General features: G+C 68.4%; 23 protein-coding genes. 6 read left to right on the top strand and 17 right to left on the bottom strand.

Annotation, left to right across the window (positions count from 1 at the left end; translation table 11 throughout):
- Nucleotides 1-34 precede the first annotated feature (34 nt).
- Complete coding sequence (locus AC1Q87_RS02420; RefSeq protein WP_492607415.1) at nt 35-1,027, bottom strand: LysR family transcriptional regulator; 993 nt, start codon at nt 1,025-1,027, stop codon at nt 35-37.
- A 21-nt stretch (nt 1,028-1,048) separates the two neighbouring features.
- Between AC1Q87_RS02420 and AC1Q87_RS02415 the strand changes: the two genes are divergently transcribed.
- Complete coding sequence (locus AC1Q87_RS02415; RefSeq protein WP_492607414.1) at nt 1,049-1,822, top strand: SDR family oxidoreductase; 774 nt, start codon at nt 1,049-1,051, stop codon at nt 1,820-1,822.
- A gap of 3 nt (nt 1,823-1,825) precedes the next feature.
- Here AC1Q87_RS02415 and AC1Q87_RS02410 read toward each other — a convergent pair whose 3' ends face one another.
- The 7 genes from AC1Q87_RS02410 to lepB all read right to left on the bottom strand — a co-directional run bounded on the left by AC1Q87_RS02410 (nt 1,826) and on the right by lepB (nt 8,720).
- A complete protein-coding gene (locus tag AC1Q87_RS02410; protein ID WP_492607413.1) occupies nt 1,826-2,134 on the bottom strand; it encodes a hypothetical protein in 309 nt (102 codons plus the stop codon).
- Nucleotides 2,134-3,153: a serine hydrolase domain-containing protein gene (locus tag AC1Q87_RS02405; protein WP_492607412.1), complete on the bottom strand. Its 1,020-nt coding sequence runs from the start codon at nt 3,151-3,153 to the stop codon at nt 2,134-2,136. Before AC1Q87_RS02405 ends, AC1Q87_RS02410 begins: the two co-directional genes overlap by 1 nt.
- A gap of 71 nt (nt 3,154-3,224) precedes the next feature.
- Nucleotides 3,225-5,474 carry a DNA topoisomerase IV subunit A gene (gene parC / locus AC1Q87_RS02400; protein ID WP_492607411.1) on the bottom strand — a complete coding sequence of 750 codons (2,250 nt, stop codon included), beginning with the start codon at nt 5,472-5,474 and terminating at the stop codon, nt 3,225-3,227.
- 72 nt (nt 5,475-5,546) lie between these two features.
- Complete coding sequence (gene recO / locus AC1Q87_RS02395) at nt 5,547-6,278, bottom strand: DNA repair protein RecO (RefSeq protein ID WP_492607410.1); 732 nt, start codon at nt 6,276-6,278, stop codon at nt 5,547-5,549.
- A gap of 41 nt (nt 6,279-6,319) precedes the next feature.
- The gene (gene era, locus AC1Q87_RS02390; protein ID WP_492607409.1) at nt 6,320-7,255 is read right to left on the bottom strand and encodes a GTPase Era; all 936 of its coding nucleotides are present in this window, start codon (nt 7,253-7,255) and stop codon (nt 6,320-6,322) included.
- Nucleotides 7,252-7,950 carry a ribonuclease III gene (rnc, locus tag AC1Q87_RS02385; protein WP_492607408.1) on the bottom strand — a complete coding sequence of 233 codons (699 nt, stop codon included), beginning with the start codon at nt 7,948-7,950 and terminating at the stop codon, nt 7,252-7,254. The genes era and rnc overlap by 4 nt, the downstream gene beginning before the upstream one ends.
- Entirely contained in the window at nt 7,947-8,720 is a 774-nt protein-coding gene (gene lepB, locus AC1Q87_RS02380) for a signal peptidase I (protein ID WP_492607407.1), read from the bottom strand. Before lepB ends, rnc begins: the two co-directional genes overlap by 4 nt.
- A gap of 247 nt (nt 8,721-8,967) precedes the next feature.
- Here lepB and AC1Q87_RS02375 point away from each other — a divergent pair, with 247 nt between their 5' ends.
- Nucleotides 8,968-9,864 (top strand): EamA family transporter, encoded by an 897-nt coding sequence (locus AC1Q87_RS02375; protein ID WP_492607406.1) that lies wholly within the window; start codon nt 8,968-8,970, stop codon nt 9,862-9,864.
- Nucleotides 9,865-9,887: 23 nt separating this feature from the next.
- Entirely contained in the window at nt 9,888-10,250 is a 363-nt protein-coding gene (locus tag AC1Q87_RS02370; RefSeq protein ID WP_492607405.1) for a nuclear transport factor 2 family protein, read from the top strand.
- Nucleotides 10,251-10,256: 6 nt separating this feature from the next.
- Here the strand turns inward: AC1Q87_RS02370 and acpS are convergent, their stop codons facing one another.
- Genes acpS through pyrE form a run of 3 tightly spaced genes read right to left on the bottom strand, consistent with a single transcriptional unit; the run spans nt 10,257 to nt 11,991 of the window.
- Nucleotides 10,257-10,655: a holo-ACP synthase gene (gene acpS / locus AC1Q87_RS02365; RefSeq protein ID WP_436061159.1), complete on the bottom strand. Its 399-nt coding sequence runs from the start codon at nt 10,653-10,655 to the stop codon at nt 10,257-10,259.
- Nucleotides 10,652-11,410 carry a pyridoxine 5'-phosphate synthase gene (locus AC1Q87_RS02360; RefSeq protein WP_492607404.1) on the bottom strand — a complete coding sequence of 253 codons (759 nt, stop codon included), beginning with the start codon at nt 11,408-11,410 and terminating at the stop codon, nt 10,652-10,654. Before AC1Q87_RS02360 ends, acpS begins: the two co-directional genes overlap by 4 nt.
- Nucleotides 11,407-11,991: an orotate phosphoribosyltransferase gene (gene pyrE, locus AC1Q87_RS02355; protein WP_492607403.1), complete on the bottom strand. Its 585-nt coding sequence runs from the start codon at nt 11,989-11,991 to the stop codon at nt 11,407-11,409. Before pyrE ends, AC1Q87_RS02360 begins: the two co-directional genes overlap by 4 nt.
- 39 nt (nt 11,992-12,030) lie before the next feature.
- Between pyrE and AC1Q87_RS02350 the strand changes: the two genes are divergently transcribed.
- Both AC1Q87_RS02350 and AC1Q87_RS02345 read left to right on the top strand, forming a co-directional pair.
- Nucleotides 12,031-12,762, top strand: coding sequence for a glutathione S-transferase family protein (locus AC1Q87_RS02350; protein WP_492607402.1), 732 nt, complete (start codon nt 12,031-12,033; stop codon nt 12,760-12,762).
- 122 nt (nt 12,763-12,884) lie between these two features.
- A complete protein-coding gene (locus AC1Q87_RS02345; protein ID WP_492607401.1) occupies nt 12,885-13,253 on the top strand; it encodes a hypothetical protein in 369 nt (122 codons plus the stop codon).
- On the opposite strand, the gene AC1Q87_RS02340 is transcribed toward AC1Q87_RS02345, so the two are convergent.
- Nucleotides 13,250-14,512: an amidase gene (locus AC1Q87_RS02340; RefSeq protein ID WP_492607400.1), complete on the bottom strand. Its 1,263-nt coding sequence runs from the start codon at nt 14,510-14,512 to the stop codon at nt 13,250-13,252. The genes AC1Q87_RS02345 and AC1Q87_RS02340 overlap by 4 nt on opposite strands.
- Complete coding sequence (locus AC1Q87_RS02335; RefSeq protein WP_492607399.1) at nt 14,509-16,236, bottom strand: N-acyl-D-amino-acid deacylase family protein; 1,728 nt, start codon at nt 16,234-16,236, stop codon at nt 14,509-14,511. The genes AC1Q87_RS02340 and AC1Q87_RS02335 overlap by 4 nt, the downstream gene beginning before the upstream one ends.
- 475 nt (nt 16,237-16,711) lie before the next feature.
- Between AC1Q87_RS02335 and AC1Q87_RS02330 the strand changes: the two genes are divergently transcribed.
- The gene (locus AC1Q87_RS02330) at nt 16,712-17,149 is read left to right on the top strand and encodes a CBS domain-containing protein (RefSeq protein ID WP_492607398.1); all 438 of its coding nucleotides are present in this window, start codon (nt 16,712-16,714) and stop codon (nt 17,147-17,149) included.
- Between the two features lie 31 nt (nt 17,150-17,180).
- Here the strand turns inward: AC1Q87_RS02330 and AC1Q87_RS02325 are convergent, their stop codons facing one another.
- The 4 genes from AC1Q87_RS02325 to folK form a co-directional block, all read right to left on the bottom strand.
- Nucleotides 17,181-19,349, bottom strand: a complete 2,169-nt coding sequence (locus AC1Q87_RS02325; protein ID WP_492607397.1) for a RelA/SpoT family protein — start codon at nt 19,347-19,349, stop codon at nt 17,181-17,183.
- 95 nt (nt 19,350-19,444) lie between these two features.
- The gene (gene rpoZ / locus AC1Q87_RS02320; protein WP_492607396.1) at nt 19,445-19,804 is read right to left on the bottom strand and encodes a DNA-directed RNA polymerase subunit omega; all 360 of its coding nucleotides are present in this window, start codon (nt 19,802-19,804) and stop codon (nt 19,445-19,447) included.
- Nucleotides 19,805-19,888: 84 nt separating this feature from the next.
- Nucleotides 19,889-20,527, bottom strand: coding sequence for an HAD hydrolase-like protein (locus AC1Q87_RS02315; RefSeq protein ID WP_492607395.1), 639 nt, complete (start codon nt 20,525-20,527; stop codon nt 19,889-19,891).
- Nucleotides 20,528-20,609: 82 nt separating this feature from the next.
- Nucleotides 20,610-21,122: a 2-amino-4-hydroxy-6-hydroxymethyldihydropteridine diphosphokinase gene (gene folK, locus AC1Q87_RS02310; protein WP_492607394.1), complete on the bottom strand. Its 513-nt coding sequence runs from the start codon at nt 21,120-21,122 to the stop codon at nt 20,610-20,612.
- Nucleotides 21,123-21,133 lie beyond the last annotated feature (11 nt).

Raw genomic sequence — 21,133 nt, 5'->3', positions numbered from 1 at the left:
CGAGCGCGGAAGGGCGCATGCGAGGCCCTGAAAGTCAAGGCGCGAGCACGTGGCGGCGCAGCAGCGCCTCCAGCCAAACCGAGAAGACTTTGAGCCGTTCGGGCGCCTGTCGGCGATGCGGATAGAGCAACGTCATCTGCATCGGCTGTGCGCGATGCTCATCCATCACCCGCACCAGTTCGCCGGCCGCCACATGGCCCGCCACGTCATAGGCCGGGATCTGGATCAGGCCCAGGCCGGCCAGACAACAGGCGATCAATCCCTCGGCGCTGTTCACGCAGACGGTCCCGCGCATCGGCAGCGTCCGCACCGTCTCGCCGTCCATCCACTCCCACGGTTCGACCCGGCCGCTCGAGGGCGACGCATAGTTCACCGCCAGATGACGCCCAAGGTCCTGCGGCCCGCGCGGCGCGCCGTGCCGCGCCAGATAGGCTGGGCTCGCGACGTTGATCAGGTCGAGGTCGCCGATCCGCCGCCCCACCAATCCGGAGTCGCCCAGGGGCCCCACGCGCAGCACGCAGTCGGCTCGCTCCTCCACCAGATCGACCGCGCGATCGGTCATGCCCAGGTCGATTTCGATCTCCGGATAGGCCAAGAGGAACTCCGGAAGCGCCGGCGCGATCACCAGCCGCCCGATCCTGCCGGGGACGTCCACCCGAAGCCGACCGAACGGTCGGCCGCCAGCGTTGCGGAACAGGTCCTCGGCCTCCTCCATGTCGGACAGCAGGCGCACGCAGCGCTCGTAGAACACCGCGCCGTCCTCCGTCACCGAGACACGCCGGGTCGTCCGGTTTAGCAGGCGCGCGCCCAGTCGGGACTCCAGCATCTGCACCGCCGCCGACACCGAGGAGCGCGGCAGGCCGAGGCTATCGGCCGCGCGGGTGAAGCTGGTGCATTCCACCACCCGGGCGAACACGCGGTAGAGGTCCATGCGGTCCATCGCCCGGCCCTTTATCCAGAATTCCCGATCAGTGATGTCATGCGGCGCGCATTTATCCAACAATTGCGCACGGTAACGTCGATCCATCAGCAGTATGGAGATCGGCGCATGGCCAACCACGACATCAAGGGAAAGACCGTCCTCATCGCAGGCGGGGCGAAGAACCTGGGCGGCTTGCTCGCCCGCGACCTCGCGGCCCACGGCGCGCGGGCCGTGGTCATCCACTACAATAGCCCCGCGACCGCCGCCGACGCCGAGGCCACGGTCCAGGCCGTGCGCGCGGCCGGAGCCGAGCCTCTGGCCCTCCAGGCCGATCTCACCAGCGCCGAGGCCATGGAAAAGCTGTTCGACGATGCGGCCGCCGCCTTCGGCCGCCCGGACATCGCGATCAACACCGTCGGCAAGGTGCTGAAGAAGCCGATGGCCGACATCACCGAGGCCGAGTTCGACGAGATGAGCGCCGTCAACGCCAAGTCCGCCTTCTTCTTCCTGCGCGAAGCCGGCCGGATGCTCAACGACAACGGCAAGGTCTGCACCTTGGTGACCTCGCTGCTCGGGGCCTTCACGCCGTTCTACGCGGCCTATGCCGGGATGAAGGCGCCGGTGGAGCACTTCACGCGGGCGGCGGCCAAGGAATTGGGCGGGCGCGGGATCTCGGTCACCGCCATCGGTCCCGGACCGATGGACACACCGTTCTTCTATCCCGCCGAAGGCGCCGACGCGGTCGCCTATCACAAGGGCGCCGCGGCCCTCTCGGCCTTCTCGAAGACCGGGCTCACCGACATCGAGGACGTCGTGCCCTTCATCCGCTTCCTGGTGTCGGACGGCTGGTGGATGACCGGCCAGACCGTCCTGGTCAACGGCGGCTATACGACGAAGTAGGGCCTACTTCGCTGGATCGACGAGGGCCTGGTAGACCAGCGTCCTCGTCAGCCCGCCCAGGTCCGGCCCGCCGGTGCCGCCGTAGCGCTGGATCATGCCGACGAAGATCACGTCGTTGGTCGGATCGACCCAGAACCAGGTGCCGGCCGCCCCGCCCCAGCTCATCGTGCCCTCGCCTTCCAGGCTGCCGGCCTTGCGCGGGTCGTTGACGACCATGACGTCCAGCCCGAACCCGACCGCCTCGTTGAACGACGACGCCGTCGAGCCGTTGGACGACACCAGCGCCGCCTGCGGGATCACGTTGGTGCCCATCAGCTCCACCGCTGCGGCGAGAGGATTCGCACCCCGTCCAGCTCGCCGCCGTTGGCGATCATCTGGGCGAAGCGGGCGTAGTCGCGGGTGGTCGAGACCAGCCCGCCGCCGCCCGACTCCAGCCGCGGCTTGTCGACGAAATTCTGGATCGGCTGGCCAAACAGCGTCTTGGCCTCTTCGATCTTCCCCGTCTCCGGATTGCCGATGTAGGGCGTCGCCAGGCGCGAGGCCTTGGCCGCGCCGGTGTAGAAGCCGGTGTCGTTCATCTTCAGCGGCTTGAAGATCCGGCTCTCCATGAAATCGCCCAGGCTCTGGCCCGACAGTCGCTCGATCACCGCCCCCTGCAGGTCGACGGCGACCGAATAGCTCCACTGCTCGCCCGGCTGGTACATCAGCGGGATCGCGGCGGTCTTGGTCGTCAGGTCCTTCAGGTCCGCCGCGCCCAAGATCCGCCCGTCGCGGAACATGCGATCGACCGGATGCTTGTCGCTCAGGCCATAGCCGAAGCCGGCGGTGTGGCTCATCAGCTCGCGCATGGTCGGCGCCCGCTTCACCGGCTCCAGGATGGGCTGGCCCCTGGCGTCGACGCCCTTCCAGACCTTCAGGTCCTTCATCTCAGGCAGATAGGTCGTGATCGGGTCGTCGAGCCGCCAGCGGCCTTCCTCGAACAGGATCATCATGGCCACGCCGGTCACCGGCTTGGACATCGAATAGATGCGGAAGATGGCGTCCTTATCGAGCGCCGCGCCGGTCTCCAGGTTCTCTTTGCCGTAGCTGTTGAACGCCACCACCTGGCCATGCCGCGCCAGCAGGATCTGCACGCCGGCCACCCGGCCGTCGGCGACCGCCTTGGCCATCGCCGCATCCAGGCGCTTCAGCCGCGCGCTGTCGAACCCGACCGCCTCGGGCCCCGCCGCCGGGGCCAGCGCCATGGCGGGCTCCTTGGCCGTGGCGACAGGCGCGGCGGCCCAGCTCAGCGAAACCGCGGCCAGAGCCGTCGCCAGCCGATGGCGCTTCATGAAACTTCCCCTCCCGAACATCGGTGGGGAAGCTTAGCGTTGCACCCGACACCTACAAGGTGTCGCGACGCCTATTTCGGCTTGAACCGCTTGCTGGTCGGGAAGCCCTTGGGCGCCAGCTTGCCGGCCGCAGCGCGCCGTCCCAGCCACTCGCGCCACTCGCCCCAGACACGGGTGCGTCCGGCGGTGTCGATCCAGGTCGCACCTTCCTCGGCGTTGAACACCACCGCGTCGCGCAGCCCGCCCTCGCGGTAGGTCTGCAGCTTCACGCCCTTGCCGCGCGGCATCTCCGGCAGCTCCGACAGCGGGAAGATCAGGATCTTGCCGTTGTCGCCGATCACCCCGAAGTGGTCGCCGCTCATCGGCATGGCGAAGGCCGCGCCCTTGGCCCCGGCGTTCAGCACCTGCTTGCCGGCGCGGCGGAAGCTGACCGCCTCCTCCTCGGGCAGGATGAAGCCGTAGCCCTCCTTCGACGCGATGACCCGCTTGGTCCCCGGCTTGTGCGGGAAGATGTCGATGATGTCGGTCTTGTCGTCGAGGTCCAGCATCAGTCGGAGCGGCTCGCCATGGCCCCGCGCGCCCGGCAGCTTGTCGCAACCGATGGTGAAGAACCGGCCGTCCGAGGCGAAGATCAGCAGCTTGTCGGTCGTCTCGGCCGGGACGATGAAGCCCAGCTTGTCGCCTTCCTTGAACTTCAGTTCCGACGGGTCCTCGACCTTGCCCTTGGCGGCGCGGATCCAGCCGCGCTCGGACAGGATCACGGTGATCGGCTCGCGCACGATCATCGCCTCCATCGCCGCTTCGGCGTCCACCACTGGGGCGGTGTCGAAGGTCGAGCGGCGCTTGCCGAGGTTCGTGTCCGGTCCGAGGATCGCGCGCACGTCCTTCAGGCCGACGCCGACCAGACGCCACTGCGCGCGGTCCGAGGCCAGCATCTTCAGCAATCCGTCGCGTTCCTCGGCCAGCTCGGCGTGCTCGCGCCGTAGCTCCATCTCCTCCAGCTTGGCCAGTTGGCGCAGCCGGGTGTTGAGGATGGCGTCGGCCTGGATGTCGGTCAGCGCGAAGGCTTCGATCAACTTGGCCTTGGGTTCGTCCTCGTAGCGGACGATGCGGATCACCTCGTCCAGGTTCAGGAAGGCGATGACCAAGCCGTCCAGGATGTGCAGGCGCGCTTCGATCTTATCCAGGCGGAACCGCGCCCGGCGCACCACCACCTCGCGGCGGTGATCGAGGAACGACTGCAGCAGCTGGCGCAAACCCATGACGCCGGGCGCGCCCTTGGCGTCCAGCACGTTCATGTTGACCGGGAAGCGGCTCTCCAGCGCCGAGAGCTTGAACAGGCTCTCCATCAGCACTTCGGGCTCGACGTTGCGGTTCTTCGGCTCGAGGACCAGACGCACGTCCTCGGCGCTCTCGTCGCGCACGTCGCCCAGCAGCGGCGCCTTCTTCGTCTCGATCAGGTCGGCCAGTTGCTCGACCAGATCGGCCTTCTTCACCTGATACGGGATCTCGGTGACGATGATCTGGTAGGTCCCGCGACCGGTGTCTTCCTTCTCCCAGCGCGCCCGGACCCGCACCCCGCCACGGCCGGTGGCGTAGGTTTCCAGCATGCTCTCGCGCGGCTCGACGATGATGCCGCCGGTCGGGAAATCAGGGCCCTGGACGTGGTCCATCAGCCGCGAGGTCTCGACGTTCGGGTCTTCCAGCAGCACCAGGCAGGCGTCGATCAGCTCGGCGGCGTTGTGCGGCGGGATCGAGGTCGCCATGCCCACGGCGATGCCGCTCGAGCCGTTGGCCAGCAGGTTCGGGAACCCGGCCGGCAGCACCACCGGCTCTTCGTCTTCGCCGTCATAGGTCGGGCGGAAGTCGACAGCGTCCTCGTCGATGCCGTCCAGCAACAGCTGCGCGGCGACGGTGAGCTTGCACTCGGTGTATCGCATGGCCGCGGCGTTATCGCCGTCGATGTTGCCGAAGTTCCCCTGCCCGTCGACCAGCGGATAGCGCTGGGCGAAGTCCTGGGCCAGACGCACCAGGGCGTCGTAGACCGCTGTGTCGCCGTGCGGGTGGTACTTACCGATGACGTCGCCGACCACGCGGGCGCACTTCTTGGCCGTGGTGTTCGGGTCCAGTCGCAGCTGGCGCATGGCGTACATCAGCCGCCGGTGCACCGGCTTCATGCCGTCGCGCACGTCGGGCAGCGCCCGTCCGGTGATCGTCGAGAGCGCATAGGCCAGGTACCGACGCGACAGCGCCTCGGTCAGCGGCTCGTCGATGATGCGGTCGCCTTCGCCGTCGCCCGGCGGTGGGGTGTGCTTGGTCATGGTCGAATCAAACTCGCAGTTCAGTCCCGTTCTAACGGGCGGCGCGACGGAAGTCGCCGCGGCCGATGGGGCCTACAGCCGCTCAGCCTCGCCCAGCCGCTCGACCAGCCACACCCGCGCCGGCGGAAGCGGCTTGTTGATGGGTCCGAACACGAACAGCTCCAGGAAGTGAGCCGTCAGGTCCAGTCCCGCTCTGACGTCCCCCGCCGCCAACCCGGTCTGCGCCGAGAGCATGAACGGCGGCAGCGGCAACAGGCGGTCCTTGTAGGGCTCGCCCGCCTTGCGGCTCACCGCCCGCCCGGTACGCGGGCTGACATAGATGAGATCGTCCACCTCGCCGGTCGCCGCGCACTTCGACAGGTCCATGCCAAAGCCCAGCTCCTGCAGCAGACCGGCCTCGAAGCGCACGAACACCGCCGGCCAGATCTCCGGCAGCATCAACGCCGCGGTCAACGCCTCGAAGGCCAGGAACACGCCGGGATGCGGCTCGCGCTCCGGCAGCGCCGCGGCCGCCACCGCCGCAGCGGCCGACAGGCCGGCCAGCGCCATACGGTCGTCGAACAGCGCCGAGGGCCCCTCGCCCACCGGCTCCAGCTGCGCCGAGCCAAGCTGGTCGGAGACCCGCGCCCGGTATTGCACGATGGTCCGCGCCCCCGCCTGCAGGAAGGGCTTCATCCGACGCGAGGCGCCGCCGGCCACATGTGCGGCGTACTTGCCGTGCCGTGCGGTCAGCAGCTCGACGATCGCGCCGGTCTCGCCATAGGCGCGCGCCGACAGCACATAGGCGTCGTCTTCGAATTCCATCAGCCGCGAGCCGCCAGGATCATGACGCCCAAACTAGGGTGCTAGGCGTCGAAATCCAGGCCCACGTCGCCGTAGAACTCGCGCTTGTCGGCCCAGCGCTCGTCGACCTTCACGTGCAGGAACAGGTGCACCGGCCGGTCGAACAGTTCGATCAGCTCCTCGCGCGACTTCTGGCCGATCCACTTCAGGGTCTGGCCGTTCTTGCCCAGCACGATCGGGCGCTGGCTCTCGCGCTCGACATAGATCGACTGCTCGATACGCACCGAGCCGTCCTTGCGTTCCTGGAACGCCGTGGTCTCGACGGCGGCCGCATAGGGCAGTTCCTCGTGCACGCGCAGGAACAGCTTCTCGCGGGTGATCTCGGCGGCCAGCAGCCGCGCCGGCAGGTCGGCGGTCTGCTCTTCCGGATAGAGCCAGGGCCCCTCCGGCATCAATTCGGCCAGCCGCGCCTTGAGGTCGTCCACGCCCTGGCCGTCGGCGGCCGAGATCATGAACACCTCGGAGTAGACGCCGGTGTCGTAGAGCTCCTTCACCAGCGCCAGCATCCGCTCGCGCTTGACGCCGTCGATCTTGTTGAGCGCCAGGATCACCTTCTTGCCGGCGGTCTTGAGGCCCTCGACGATCAACTGGACATCGGCGGCCGAGCGCTTGTCGGCCGACTTGGCGCCCGGCTCGGCGGCCGCCAGTTCGGCCTGGACGTCGACCAGATGGACGGTGACGTCGGCCTCGTCGGCGCCGCCCCAGGCCGAGCGGACCATCGCCCGGTCCAGACGGCGGCGCGGCGAGAAGATGCCGGGGGTGTCGACCAGGATGACCTGCGACTCGCCCGCCATGGCGACGCCGCGCACGGGGAAGCGTGTGGTCTGGACCTTCTGGGTCACGATCGTGACCTTGGCCCCGACCAGTCGGTTGGTCAGGGTCGACTTGCCCGCATTCGGGGCTCCGATAATCGCGGCGAAGCCGGCGCGGGTGGTCATTGAGGTCCTTCGCGTTTGAGCAACATCACCGTGGCCGCGGCCTTCTCGGCCTCCTGACGGGAACGGCCTTCGGCAAGTTCAGGTTCATAATCGCCGACGCTCACCGACACGGTGAACGAGGGGGCGTGGTCGGGGCCTTCGCGGCCGACCACCTTGTAGAGCGGCAACGCCAGGCCGCGGCCCTGCGCCCATTCCTGCAACTGGGTCTTGGGATCCTTGACCTGAGGGGCGTCCAGCCCCTCGAACTCCTCGGCCCAGAACTCCAGGAAGAAGGCGCGGGACGCCTCCAGCCCGTCGTCGATATAGATCGCCCCGATCAGCGCCTCGCAGGCGTCGCCCAGCACGGTGTCCTTGTCGCGCGCGCCGATCTTGCTGGCGCTCGGCGCCATGCGCAGGGCATTGGGCAGTCCGATCCGCCGGGCCACCCGGGCGCAGGCGTGGTAGTTGACGAGGCTCGCCATCAGCCGGCTCATCTCACCTTCACGGGCTTCTGAATTCAGCGCCATCAGCCGCTCGGCCGCGAGCAGGTTCAGCACCCGGTCGCCCAGGAACTCCAGCCGCTCGTAATGACGCACCTTCAATGCGCCGTCGCCGACGCTGGCATGCGTCAGCGCGCGCTCCAGAAGCTCGCGGTCGTGGAAGACGTGGCCGATGCGGCCTTCCAGTTCGGCGACCGCGACTTCTCGTTTGTTCATTGGAGGATGTTGAAGAACCGGCTGGGCCGGGCGTTCATGACCCAGGTCCAGGGCTTGAACAGCGACGCTCCAGGGTTCCAGGACAGCAGGATGATCTGCGCCTTGCCGACCAGGTTCTCGGCCGGGACGAAGCCCACCCCGATCTCGGCCGGCACGCGGCTGTCGAGCGAGTTGTCGCGGTTGTCGCCCATGAAGAAGTAGTGGCCTTCCGGCACCACGAAGGTCGGCGTGTTGTCCACGTCGCCGTCGGGCCCGAAATCATAGGTGATGAAGGTGCGGCCGCCCGGCAGCGTCTCCTGGAAGCGCTGGACGTTGCGGGTGAAGCCGTAGCCGGAGTCGATCATCACCGGCGGCAGTTCCTTGTCGACGACTTCCTTGCCGTTGATCCACAGGCGGCCCTGGCGCATCTGCACCCGGTCGCCCGGCAGGCCGATCAGCCGCTTGATGTAGTCTGTGCGGCCGTCGCGCGGCAGCTTGAAGACGATGATGTCCCCGCGCTCGGGCTTCTGCTCCATGATCCGGCCCTTGAACAGCGGCGGGCTGAACGGGATCGAGTGGCGCGAGTAGCCGTAGGAGAACTTCGAGACGATGATGTAGTCGCCTTCCAGCAGCGTCGGCTCCATCGAGGCCGACGGGATCGTGAACGGCTGGAAGAACAACACGCGCAGGAACAGCGCGATCAGCAGCGCGTAGGCGACGGTCTTCACGATCTCGACGAAATCGTTCACCCCGCTGGCCTTTTCAGAAGCGGTCTCTGCGCGGTCAGTCATCTTCAATCCTTAGCCCGAAGCAGCGGACAGTTCGCCTAGCTAGACGTTGCATTGGCCTTGAGCAAGCGCGCGACGGAGGACTCTCCTCGTGGCGCGATACGGCCATTTTGCGGCCGATCAAGCAAACTCCAGGCCAGCATTGAGCTTTCCTTCGCGCGCGCGCCTGCGACGAGATATCCAGCGCCCCTGACGATCGCCCACAACTTTCCTGCATTGCCCGGCGACCGCCCAGGAGTATCACGAGCCCATGACTCGTCCTGGCCTGCCGCTGACCCATGTGCTGCTCGCCCTCGCCGTCGTCGCGGTGTGGGGCACCAACTTCGTGGTCATCCGCATCGGCCTGGACCACCTGCCGCCGCTGACCTTCGCGGTGCTGCGCTTCACCTTCGCCCTGCTACCGGCGGTGCTGTTCCTCAAGAAGCCGGCCGTCCCCTGGAAGAACCTCGCAGCCTACGGCGTGCTGATCGGCGCCGGCCAGTTCGGCCTGCTCTACATCGCCATCAACGGCTTCATCTCGCCGGGCCTGGCCTCACTGGTGGTGCAGACCCAGGTGTTCTTCACTATCGGCCTGGCCATGTGGCTGGCCAAGGAGCGCCTGCGCAGCTTCCAGGTCGTCGCCTTGGCCCTGGCCGCCATCGGACTGGTGGTGATCGTCAGCCACAACACGGACGCCTCGGTCACCCCGCTCGGCCTGGCCCTCGTGCTGGCCGCTGCGGCCAGCTGGGCCGGCGGCAACGCGTTCTCGCGGGCGGCGGGCCAGGTGAACATGCTCGCCTACGTGGTCTGGGCCAGCCTGTTCTCGGTTCCGCCGCTGCTTGTGCTGGCGCTGGTCTTCGAAGGTCCCGCGGCGATGATCGAGGGCGTCCGCGCCGCCGACGCCGCCACCTGGGCCGCGGTGCTCTGGCAGTCGGTCGGCAACACCCTTTTCGGTTACGCCGCCTGGGGCTGGCTGCTGTCGCGCCATCCGGCTGCGACCATCACTCCGATGGCCATGTTGGTCCCGGTGTTCGGCATGGGCGCCTCGGCGGTGTTCCTGGGCGAGAGCCTGCCGGGCTGGAAACTGCTGGCCGCCGCCCTGGTGATGAGCGGCCTGGCGCTGAATATCTTCTGGCCGCGGCTGGAACGGCGTCTCGTCCGAGCTTAGCTATCTGGGCGAGGAGATCGCCCATGCCCGCACGCGCGACCATCGACGCCTTCACCGCCCAGGTCCTGTCCGGCGACCATGTCGGGGCCATCCGCGACTGGTATCACGACGACGCCTCGATGCAGGAGAACCAGGGCGAGCCGCGCGTCGGCCGCGACCTGCTGATGGACGGCGAAGCCCGCACCCTGTCCCGCGTGGCCCGCGTCGAGACCGAGCTGCTGGCCCCGCCGCTGGTCGACGGCGACACTGTCGTGATCCGCTGGCGCTTCACGTTCGTGCCGCACGACGGACCGTCCAAGGCCATGGAGGAAATCGCCTGGCAGACCTGGCGCGGCGACAAGATCGCCCGCGAGACGTTCTTCTACGATCCGCGTCAGATGGCCTGAGGCCGCCTACTCCGGCACCGCCTCGATGATCACGAAGGCCTGCGCATAGGGGTGGTCGTCGGTCAGCGACAGGTGGATCACCGCCTTGTGGCCCGGCGGCGTCATCTTGGCGAGCCGCTCGGCCGCGCCGCCGGTCAGCGCCATGGTCGGTTGGCCCGAGCGCATGTTGACCACGCCCATGTCGCGCCAGAACACCCCCGCCCGCAGGCCCGTGCCCAGCGCCTTGGCGCAGGCTTCCTTGGCCGCGAACCGCTTGGCGTAGCTCGAGGCCCGGTCCGGCTTGCGCTCCGATCGCGTCCGCTCGATCTCGGTGAAGATGCGGTTGGTGAACCGCTCGCCGAACCGCTCCAGCGTCTCGGCGACGCGGCGGATGTCGGACAGGTCGGAGCCGATGCCGATGATCACGCCGCTTTCCCCACCCGCGCTTCGTCCATCAGGGCGCGCATGCGATGGATCGCCGGCGACAGGCCCACGAAGATCGCCTCGCCGATCAGGAAGTGGCCGATGTTGAGCTCCGTCACTTCCGGGATCGCCGCGATCGGCTTTACGGTCTCGTAGTCGATCCCGTGGCCGGCGTGGACTTCCAGCCCCAGCCGCCCAGCCTCCGCCGCAGCGGCGCGCAGACCTTCCAGCAACGCCGGGGCGTCGGGCGAGCGCTCGCGCACGGCGTCGCAATAGGCCCCGGTGTGGAACTCCACGACCTGCGCGCCCATCGCCTTGGCGGCTGCGGCCTGGGCCGGGTCGGCGTCGATGAAGCACGAGACCCGCACCCCGGCGGCGACCAGCTTGCTGACCACCGGCGCGATGTGGTTGTGGCCGCCGACCACGTCGAGCCCGCCCTCGGTCGTGCGCTCCTCACGGCGTTCGGGCACCAGGCAGGCCGCGTGCGGCAGGTGGGCGATCGCGATGGCTTCCATTTCCTCGGTGACCGCCATCTCGAAGTTCAGCGGCCGCCCACGCTTGCGGGTGATCGCCGCCAGCGCCTCGATATCGGCGTCCGAGATATGGCGCCGGTCCTCGCGCAGGTGGGCGGTGATGCCGTCGGCGCCCGCGGCGATGGCCAGTTCGGCCGCCCGCACCGGATCGGGATAGCTGCTGCCACGGGCGTTCCGAATGGTCGCCACGTGGTCGATGTTCACGCCCAGCCGCAGCTTGCTCACTTGCTCAGTCTCCGGCTGCCGGGGTCCTCGACCGGAATCGCCGCCAGTTCGGGCGGCAGTTGGTCGGCCGGATAGGCCGGCACGTCCAGCCGGGCCAGGGCGACGAACGGCGCGCCCGGATCGGCCCGGCCGCCCGAACGGTCGACGATGCAGGCCGCAACCACCACATCGCCGCCGGCCTTCTTGATGGCTTCCACGCACTCGCGCGATGACAGGCCGGTCGAGACGATGTCCTCGACCATGGCGATCCGTGCGCCCGGCGGGATCTCGAACGCCCGGCGCAGCTTGAACTCGCCGCCCTCGCGCTCGACGTACATCGACGGCACGCCCAGCTGCCGCGCGGTCTCGTAGCCCGGGATGATCCCGCCCACGGCCGGCGAGATGCAGAGGTCGACCTCGCCCACCGCTTCCTTGATCTTGTCGGCCAGCGCCTTGCACAGCCGCGCCGTGCGCTCGGGATACTGGAACACCAGGTTCTTCTGCAGGAACGTCCCCGAATGCAGGCCGCTCGACAGAACGAAGTGGCCTTCGCGCAGCGCGCCCGAGGCGCGGAATTCTTCCAGGACGTCTTCAGTGTTCATGTGAGGTCTCCTGATCTTGCGGATTATCGAACGCCCGGCATGCTGTCATCGACCAATTCGCGTCGGGAGGACGGACCGGTGAAGCTGTTCCAAACCTATGACTCGCCGTTTCCCAGCCGGGTGCGCCTGTTGCTCTACGCCAAAGGGATAGAGGTCGAGATCATCCATCCTCCCGGCTTCGGCGCGTCGGAGGAAACCAAGGCCGAGTATCTAAAGGTCAATCCGATTGGCCGCGTGCCGACCCTGGTGCTCGACGACGGCCGCGCCCTGCCGGAGTCGGAAGTGATCTGCGAGTACCTCGAAGACGCCTACCCAGAGCCGGCCCTGCGGCCGTCCGATCCCTGGGCGCGCGCGCAGATGCGGCTGCTCTCGCGCATCTGCGACTTCTACGTAGTCATGGCCATGGTCCCGCTGTTCACCCTGGCCGGCCGCTCCCGCCGTCACTGGGAGCCGGCCGTCGTCGAGGCCGCCGCCGGCAAGCTGGCCGAAGCCCTGGCCTACCTGGAAGACTTCATCGGGACGGACGGCTATGCAGTGGGCAAGGGCTTGACCCAGGCCGACGGCGCCATCGCCCCGCAGCTGGTGCTGGCCAGCGAGTGGATCCCCGGCGTCTTCGGCACGCCCGATCCGCTGCTCGCCCTGCCCCGCCTGGCCGCCTACTGGAAGGCCATCCAGACCGATCCGATCGTCGCCCGCATCCTGGACGAAACCCGCCAGGGCATCGTGGTCCAGCAACAGACGGCCCGCGATCGCGCGGCCAAGGCCGTCTGACCGGCTACCGCCAGGAGTTGAACTCACGCGCCCGTCTCGCCACATGAGCGCCACGAACCGGCCGCAGATAACGGCGTCGTGCGGATTCGGTTTGGCGTTCAAAACAGGCTTGGGTGATGGTGATGCGTAGCAAGGTCCTTCTCGCAGGGGCGCTCGGCGTGGTCGTCATCTCCACCTTATCCCTGGCCGCGGAGGCCGCAGCCGCAACCCGTCGCCCCGTCGTGCTCGACCGCTTCGTCTACGGCGCCGAGGCCTGGGGCCGCTGGGGCCTCCAGAGGATCAAGCCGGGCCGATTGACGGAAGCCACGCGGCTGGCGCGCTGGACCCTGTCCCTGCGCCACCAGAGGATCGACATCTGCAGCATCAAGATCTTCTGCCGGTCCAAGCCGGCCGAAGAGGTCAAGACCGCCGAGGCGGCGCAGCCGAAGCTAAAAGGCGCTGGCCGTATCGCACCGGGCCTGCCGGTCCGCGTTCACTACGGCGCGCCCTAAGCTCCGAACCCCGTCAGATCGGGCCGCCGGCCGTTCCAACCAGACACCGTCTCGAAGGCCGCCGCCAGGGCGACGACCGAAGTCTCGTCCCCCATGCGGCCCATGAACTGCAGCCCGGCCGGCAGGCCCGCGTCGGTCAGTCCCATCGGCACGTTGGCGGCCGGCAGGTCCAGATAGTTGCCGGCCCGGGTCATGGCCGAGAACGGCGAGGCGGTCTCGTCGACGTCGTCGATCGGCGGCGCCTGGATCGGCAAGGTCGGCGAGAGCAGCGCGCCGTAAGGCGCCATCCAGTCCTGGAACTCGCGCTGGTCGGCGGCCCGCCGCGCCAACGCCCGCGACAGCTCGGCGTCGGTGACGCTCCGCCCCGCTTCGAACCGCTTGACCACCCAGCGGTCCATCACTTCGCCATTGGCCGCGATATGCGCGCCACGCACGCGCCAGCCCTCCGCCGCCATCAGCCAACCATTCGGGATGAAGTAGTCGGCGAACGGCCGCGGCGTGCGCGCCGTCTCGATCTGCACGCCCAGGTCCGCCAAGCGTCCCATGGCGGTTCGATAGAGCTCGGCGACCTGCGGATCGATCGCCGGCATCGCCTCCATGGGCAGCACGGCGACCTTCCAGCCCCGAACGTCGCTGGCCAGCGCCGCGGCGGCGTCGAAGCGTGGACGCACCGCGCCGCCGCCGTCCGGACCGGAGATGATCTCCAGCACCCGCGCGGCGTCGGCGACCGAACGCGCCAGCGGCCCCAGCGTGTCGAGGCTGGGCGCCAGATCGTGCCCGCCCTGCGTCGAGACCAGTCCCCGGCCCGGCTTCAGTCCGACCACGCCGCAGGCCGCCGCCGGGATCCGGATCGAGCCGCCGGTGTCGGTGCCAAGGGCGACATCGCAGAGGCCGGCCGCGACGGCCGCCGCCGAGCCGCTGGACGAGCCGCCCGGCGCCCGATGCACCGCCGTGTCCCAGGGGTTCCACGGCGCGCCGACCGCGCGGTTGGTGCCCCAGCCGCCGAACGCCAGCTCCACGGTGTGGGTCTTGCCGACTGCGACGTAGCCGGCGTCCAGCAGCCGCTCCACCGCCAAGGCGTGCCGCGCCGGCGCGGCGTCCAGCGGAACCACGCCGCCGCCGCCGGTCGGGACGCCGGCCACGTCGATCAGGTCCTTGACGGCGAAGGTCGGTCCGCCGCCTTCGCCCAGCGGCGGATCGAACACCTGGGTGAAGGCGTGCAGCCGCCCTCCCAGCCGGCGCCGTTGGTCGATGTTCACCACGTCCAGCTCCAGTCCTTCGCGCTTACCCGGCAGCCGCCGTCGCTCCAGCCAGTCCAGCCGCGCCCGCGCACCACCTGGCCGCCCAGCTGCCCGGTCGGCTCGCCGTCCTTCAGGGCCTGCTTGCCGTTGACGAACACGTCGCTGACGCCGACCGCGAACTGCTTGGGGCTTTCGTAGGTCCCGACGTCGCCGATCGTCGCCGGGTCGAACACCACCAGGTCGGCATAGTAGCCGGCCTTCAGCATCCCGCGGTCCTTCAGACCCAGGTTCTGGGCTGGAAACGCCGACAGCCGGCGCACCGCGTCGGCCAGGCTCGTGGTCTTCTCTTCGCGCACGTACTTGCCGAGCAGCCGCGCGAAGTTGCCATAGGCCCGCGGATGGGTGCTCGACTTCAGGAACACCCCCTCCGGCGCCTGGGCCGAAGCGTCTGATCCGAAGCTCATCCACGGCAGCGCCGTCTGGCGCGCCACGTTCTGCTCGGACATCAGGAAGTAGACCACCTGCACCCGGCTGCCGTCCTCGATCACCAGGTCGATGGCCGCGTCCTCGGGCGAGACGCCGCGATCCTTGGCCACCTGCGCCAGGGTCTTGCCGGTCAGCCCCTTCATCGCCGGGTTCTTGAACCCGACCAGCAGCGTCCCCTCCGCGCCGGCATGGCGATAGAGGTTCTCGAAGTCAGGTTTCTCCTGGCGCATCTCGGCGATGACCTTGGCGCGGGTCGCCGGGTCCTTCATGCGGCCGATCCAGGTCTCGACCCCGCCGGCCTGCACCCACGGCGGCATGGCCGCGTCGAGCCCGGTCGAGCCGGCGGTGTAGGTGTACATGTCGGCGGTGATCCGGTGGCCAGCGGCGCGCGCCGCCTCGATGCGGGCGATGGCCGGGTCCAGCTTGTCCCAGTTGGCCTTGCCGGCTTGCTTCAGGTGATAGATCTCAGCCGGCGCGCCGGACTGCTTCGAAATCGCGATCAGTTCGTCGATGGCTTCGAGCAGCCGGTCGGCCTCCGAGCGCATGTGGCTGATATAGATCCCGCCGCAGCGCCCGGCCTCGGTGGCCAGCGCCACCAGCTCCGGCGTCTCGGCGTAGCTGGCCGGCGCATAGATCAGCGACGAACCGACGCCCAGCGCCCCGTCCTGCATCGCCTCGACCACCAGCTTGCGCATCGCAGCCAGTTGCTCGGGCGTCGGATCGACGTCGCCCTCGCCCAGCACGTGCTCGCGGACCGTGGCCGCGCCGACGAACGAGGCGACGTTCAGCGCCGATCCGCGCTTGGTCAGCCAGGTCAGGTATTCGTCCAGGCTGGTCCAGCCGATGTCGTACTTGATGTCCCCCATGCGCTGGGTTTCCAGCCGCTTCATCTCCGGGCTCAGCGGGCCCATCGAGGTCCCCTCGCCCATCACCTCCAGCGTCACCCCCTGCTTGAGGTCCGACAGCCCCCGCGGGTCGGCGATCAGGCTTTCGGTCGCCCAGGACAGCATGTTGATGAAGCCCGGCGACACCGCCTTGCCGCCCGCGTCGATCACCGTGCGCGCGCTCTCGGGCGCCTTCGGGCCGACATAGGCGATGCGGTCCGCGGCGATGGCGACCTCGCCCTTGAACGGCGCCTGGCCCGAGCCGTCATAGATCTGCGCATTGCGGATCAGCACGTCGTAGGCCGGGGGCGAACTCGCCTGGGCGGCGGTGGTGGCGAGCAGGACGGCGGCGAGCGCGAGCGGCTTGTGCATGCGCGACATGTGACGGGAGAATCCTCGCCGTGTCAGGCCCCGCAGAACGTGCGTCAGCGCATTTGTTCCACCTGACCGGGAACCGACACGCGCCTGCGTGGTTATCAGACATGTCTACGGACAGCCCGATCCCCGAAACGCAAACTCGAGATCGGCTCAGAGCCCAGGAGTGCGGACCGGCCTCCTGGGCTTTTCATGTCCGCTTCGTCCCCCCGCTGATTTTTATCTCCCATCCCGGAACCCACCGGCTCGGTCGCCCGTTGATTAGACGGTTGGAGATGAAAATCGAAAACCAGCCCGACAAATCAGCCAGCAATGGAAAACGATAGTCGGACTTGAAGCCCGGCGGGTCCTCGACCCCCGGGCTTCGCTGTTTTGGGGCCCATGCCTGCGCCCTAGGAACACCCGCCGTCCCCGGCCGTTTGCCGCAGAGGCCGGCCCGCGTCGCCGGCTCCCCCAGGTACGGAGTCCCGACATGAAAGTCGCCGATTGCATGACCCGCAACGTCAAGATGGCCAGCCCGCAGGAGTCCCTGCGCGACGCCGCGCGGATGATGGCCGAGCTCGACGCCGGCATCCTGCCCGTCGCCGACGGCGACCGGCTGGTCGGCATGATCACCGACCGCGACATCTGCGTGCGCGGCATCGCGCTGGGCAAAGGTCCGGACGCCAAGGTGGCCGACGTGATGAGCCGCGAGGTCAAATACTGCTTTGAGGACGACGACAGCGACGCCGTCCTGCGCAACATGGGCGATATTCAGGTGCGCCGCCTGCCCGTGCTCAACCGCGACAAGCGGCTGATCGGCATCGTGTCGCTGGCCGACCTGGCCTCCATTGGGCAAACCTCGCGCACCGGCGAAGCGCTCGGCGGCATCGTCCGGCCCGGCGGCGAACACTCGCAATCGGTCCACTGACCACGGGCGGCGCTCTGCGAGCGCCGCTCCCTCACCCCTTGGCGCGGTCGACCGTCTCGATGCTGGGATAGGCGCGCAACGCCGCGGCGATGTTGGTCAGGTGCTTGGCGTCCTTCACTTCGACGTCGAAATCGACGTCGAAGAAATCCGACTGCCGTCGATGCATGCGCAGGTTGACGATGTTTCCGCCAGCCTCGCCGATCGCCGTGCAGGCCTGGCCCAGCACGCCCGGCGCATTACGGATCGTCGCCGTCAGCTTGGACAGCGTCACCGTGTTGCGCTCGGCCTCCGGCGTCCATTGCAGGTCGCGCCAAAGCTCCTCGCGGTCCTCGAACTCGGCGAGACGCGCGCAGTCGATGGTGTGAACGGTCAGGCCCGTGCCGTCCGGCTCCAGAATGCCGACGATGCGGTCGCCCGGCACCGGCGTGCAGCACTGGCCGAAATTCAGCGACACGCCCGGCGTCAGTCCGCCGCCGCGCACGTAGAGCCGCGCGCCCTTGCCGCCTTCGATCCGACGCGTCGCCGCCGCCGCCTCGCGCTCAGCCGCCTTCAATCCGGGGAAGATCACGTCCAGCACCTGGGTCGGCGCGATGCGCCCGCGCCCGACCAGCTCGAACAGGTCTTCCTCGCTCGGAACCGCAAAGCGCTCCAGCGACGGCTTCAGCACCACGTCCTTGCGTGACTTGCCGGCCCGCTCGAAGGTCTGGTCGAGGCTCGCCCGCCCAAGCCGCACGAACTCGTCGCGCTCGGTCTGACGGATATGCCGGCGGATCGCCGAGCGCGCGCGCCCGGTGACGGTCAGCGAGCGCCAGTCCGGCGGCACCACGGGTTTGGGACCGCGGATCACCTCGACCACGTCGCCGTTCTGCAAGGTAGCGCGCAGGGGCTTCAGCTCGCCGTTGATCTTCACGCCGATGCAGGTGTCGCCGACGTCGGTGTGGACGGCATAGGCGAAGTCCAGCGGCATCGCCCCGCGCGGGAGGCTGACCAGCCTGCCCTTGGGCGTGAACACGAACACCTGGTCGAGATACATCTCGAGCTTGGCGTGCTCGACCAGTTCCTCGACGTCGCCGCCGTGCTCCAGCACCTGGACCAGGTGGCGCAGATTGACCAGAGGGTCGCGCCCGCCGCCGGCGGCCTGGTCTTCCGGATCGAAGCCGTAGGACGAGTTCTTGTAGCGCCAGTGGGCCGCCACGCCGTCCTCGGCGATCCGGTCCATGGTCTCGGTGCGGATCTGCATCTCGATCCGCATGCCCTTCGGGCCCACCACCGTCGTGTGCAGCGAGCGGTAGTTGTTGCGTTTGGGCGTCGAGATGAAGTCCTTGAAGCGCTCGGGAACGCTCGGCCAGGCGCGATGTATCACGCCCAGGGCCGCATAGCAGTCGGCCTCGGAATCGACGATCACCCGGAACGCGTAAATGTCGGAAAGCTGAGAGAATCCAATCGATTTGCGCTGCAACTTGCGCCAGATCGAATAGGCGTTCTTCTCACGTCCGAAGACCCGCGCCGGAATGCCCGCGGTCTCCAGCTTGGCGGCGATTTCGCCGGAAACGATCGAGACCGCCGCCCCCTGCTCGATCCGCAGCGCTTCCAGCCGCCGGCCGATGGCGTCGCGCGCCACCGGATTCAGATGCTCGAAGCACAGCTCTTCCAGCTCGGTGCAGATGCGGTGACAGCCGATCGAGCGCGCCAGCGGCGCATAGATGTCCAGGGTCTCGCGGGCGATCCGCTCGCGCTTGGCCGGGCTCGAGATGTAGTGCAGCGTCCGCATGTTGTGCAGGCGGTCGGCCAACTTGACCATCAGGACCCGCACGTCCTTGGAGATGGCCAGGATGAACTTGCGCAGGTTCTCGGCCTGCTTGGTCCGCTCGCTGTTCAGTTCAAGCTTGGTGAGTTTGGTCACCCCCTCGACGAGCTCGGTGATCTCCGGGCCGAACAGGCCGCGGATGTCGTCGGGCGTGACCGGGGTGTCCTCGATCACGTCGTGCAGCAGGGCGGTGACGATGGTGGCGGTGTCCAGCCGATAGTCGGTCAGGATCCCCGCCACCTCGATCGGGTGGGCGAAATAGGGGTCGCCGGACGCGCGCTTCTGCGACCCATGCATCCGCATGGCGTAGACATAGGCGCGGTTCAGCACCGCCTCGTCGGCGGTCGGGTCGTACGAGCGGACCTTCTCGATCAGCTCGTACTGACGAAGCATCTTCGGCCGCTGCTTGGCGACCGGCGCATCGGTTTTGTCGGCGGGCGGTTGTTGAGGCGCCGCCGTGACAGTGAGGGGTTCTGCGCCTTCCGGGCTCAGTACCGCTCCTCCTGGCCGCCGTCACGGTCGCTCTGAAGCGCGCGAACCAGTTCCAGCTCGCTCATCTGCATGTGGGTCGGATCCGACAGCAGGGCCAGGGTTTCGGCCTCTTCCTCGGCTTCCGAACGCTCATCAACGCGCTGCAGCGTGCCGATCAGGTTTTCCCGCAGCTCTTCGGCGTCCACCACGTCGTCGGCGATTTCGCGCAGCGACACGACCGGGTTCTTGTCGTTGTCGCGGTCGACCAACAGCGGAGCGCCGGCCGAGATGGCGCGCGCGCGGTGCGCAGCCAGCAGCACGAGGCTGAAGCGGTTGGGGACCTTCTCGACGCAATCTTCGACGGTGACGCGGGCCATGGAATCCTCAGAGGTGCGGTAGAACCGAACAAAATAGAGGCTTCGCGGCGATTGTGCAACGCCGCAAGGCTGGCAGGTCTCGGGTTAGATGCCGCAGAGCCCGGCTTCGCGCAGCACGTCGTCCGTGGTTTCGAACATCACGCTGGGCCGCTGCGCCTGCAGGATCTCCGGCGTGGCGTAGCCCCAGGTCACCGCCCCTGCCGCCAGCCGCACCTTCCGCGCCGCCTCGATGTCGCGCACTTCATCGCCGACGCTCAGCACGTCCGCGTCGGCCACGCCGGCCGCGCGGATCACCTGGCGGAACTTGGCGGCCTTGCCGAAGATCGACGCGCCGCAGCCGTAGTGCGCGACCAAGCCGGCCAACTCGCTCCCCAGCACCCGGCGCACCACCGCTTCGCTGTTCGAACTCACGATCGCCACCTTCACGCCGCGCGCGGACAGGCGGCGCAGCATGTCGGCGACCCCGGGAAACAGGTCGATCGAGGGCGCGGCGTCAGCCGCCAGCTTGCGCAGGTGCGCGGCGATGAACGGCAGCTTCCAGGGGCTGACCCGCAGGGCCTGCATGATCTCGCGGCTCGGCCGCCCGCGCAGGCGCGCCATTTCGGCGAGGTCGATCTCGCGGAAACCATAGCGTCGCGCCACGCCGTTCAGCGCGCCGGCGAACCAAGCGGCGCTGTCGGCCAGCGTGCCGTCGAAGTCGAAAATGATGAGCCGATAGCCCACGGGCTGTTCCTGCGTCTCGCAAGGGGCCGCGCCGTATACCTACCTGACGGGTGCGTCAACTTCGTGCGCGCGCCTGCGACACTTAAAGCGGTGTCGCGTCCAGTCCGACCGTGGCGCTGGCCGCCAGCTCCGAGGCCGTGCGCCCCAGCACCGGGTGGCGCCAGTCGGGCGCGATCTGCGCCAGCGGTCCCATCACGAACAGGCGCTCGTGCGCCCGCGGGTGCGGCAAGGTCAGCTCAGGGTCGTCGGAGACGATTCGGCCATGGGCGATGAGGTCGAGATCGAGGGTGCGCGGAGCATTCCGGACGCTGCGCATGCGGCCGAATTCGTTCTCCAGCATGAACAATGTTCGGATAAGCGCCTGGGGCGAAAGCCGAGCCTCGACAACCACAACGCCGTTGCGATACTCCTGATCGCTCGGGTCGGGCCAGGCGGCGGAGCGCCACCAGGACGACCGACGCAGGATGGGCAATCCCGCCTCCGCGAAACGAGCGAGCGCCGCCTCGAGAAGGGCTTCGGACGATCCATAGTCGCCGGCGACATTTCCGCCCAAGGCGACAACAGCAGCATCGTTCGGATTTACGCCCAGAGACATTTTCGCAGGAT

The organism is Phenylobacterium sp. GW823-FHT02A09, assembly GCF_058797775.1.
The sequence above is the reverse complement of the archived record's forward strand: the minus strand, read 5'-3'. Positions and strand labels throughout refer to the sequence as shown.

Excerpts from the sequence above, each read along its gene's own strand:
- AC1Q87_RS02420 (WP_492607415.1), bottom strand. The coding sequence starts at position 1,027 with ATGGATCGACGTTACCGTGCGCAATTGTTGGATAAATGCGCGCCGCAT.
- AC1Q87_RS02345 (WP_492607401.1), top strand. The coding sequence starts at position 12,885 with ATGCGTAGCAAGGTCCTTCTCGCAGGGGCGCTCGGCGTGGTCGTCATC.
- AC1Q87_RS02375 (WP_492607406.1), top strand. The coding sequence starts at position 8,968 with ATGACTCGTCCTGGCCTGCCGCTGACCCATGTGCTGCTCGCCCTCGCC.
- pyrE (WP_492607403.1), bottom strand. The coding sequence starts at position 11,991 with ATGAACACTGAAGACGTCCTGGAAGAATTCCGCGCCTCGGGCGCGCTG.
- AC1Q87_RS02415 (WP_492607414.1), top strand. The coding sequence starts at position 1,049 with ATGGCCAACCACGACATCAAGGGAAAGACCGTCCTCATCGCAGGCGGG.
- lepB (WP_492607407.1), bottom strand. The coding sequence starts at position 8,720 with ATGACTGACCGCGCAGAGACCGCTTCTGAAAAGGCCAGCGGGGTGAAC.
- AC1Q87_RS02330 (WP_492607398.1), top strand. The coding sequence starts at position 16,712 with ATGAAAGTCGCCGATTGCATGACCCGCAACGTCAAGATGGCCAGCCCG.
- rnc (WP_492607408.1), bottom strand. The coding sequence starts at position 7,950 with ATGAACAAACGAGAAGTCGCGGTCGCCGAACTGGAAGGCCGCATCGGC.
- rpoZ (WP_492607396.1), bottom strand. The coding sequence starts at position 19,804 with ATGGCCCGCGTCACCGTCGAAGATTGCGTCGAGAAGGTCCCCAACCGC.
- folK (WP_492607394.1), bottom strand. The coding sequence starts at position 21,122 with ATGTCTCTGGGCGTAAATCCGAACGATGCTGCTGTTGTCGCCTTGGGC.
- AC1Q87_RS02370 (WP_492607405.1), top strand. The coding sequence starts at position 9,888 with ATGCCCGCACGCGCGACCATCGACGCCTTCACCGCCCAGGTCCTGTCC.
- AC1Q87_RS02335 (WP_492607399.1), bottom strand. The coding sequence starts at position 16,236 with ATGCACAAGCCGCTCGCGCTCGCCGCCGTCCTGCTCGCCACCACCGCC.
- AC1Q87_RS02410 (WP_492607413.1), bottom strand. The coding sequence starts at position 2,134 with ATGGGCACCAACGTGATCCCGCAGGCGGCGCTGGTGTCGTCCAACGGC.
- AC1Q87_RS02350 (WP_492607402.1), top strand. The coding sequence starts at position 12,031 with ATGCTGTCATCGACCAATTCGCGTCGGGAGGACGGACCGGTGAAGCTG.
- AC1Q87_RS02405 (WP_492607412.1), bottom strand. The coding sequence starts at position 3,153 with ATGAAGCGCCATCGGCTGGCGACGGCTCTGGCCGCGGTTTCGCTGAGC.
- era (WP_492607409.1), bottom strand. The coding sequence starts at position 7,255 with ATGACCACCCGCGCCGGCTTCGCCGCGATTATCGGAGCCCCGAATGCG.
- parC (WP_492607411.1), bottom strand. The coding sequence starts at position 5,474 with ATGACCAAGCACACCCCACCGCCGGGCGACGGCGAAGGCGACCGCATC.
- AC1Q87_RS02325 (WP_492607397.1), bottom strand. The coding sequence starts at position 19,349 with ATGCTTCGTCAGTACGAGCTGATCGAGAAGGTCCGCTCGTACGACCCG.
- recO (WP_492607410.1), bottom strand. The coding sequence starts at position 6,278 with ATGGAATTCGAAGACGACGCCTATGTGCTGTCGGCGCGCGCCTATGGC.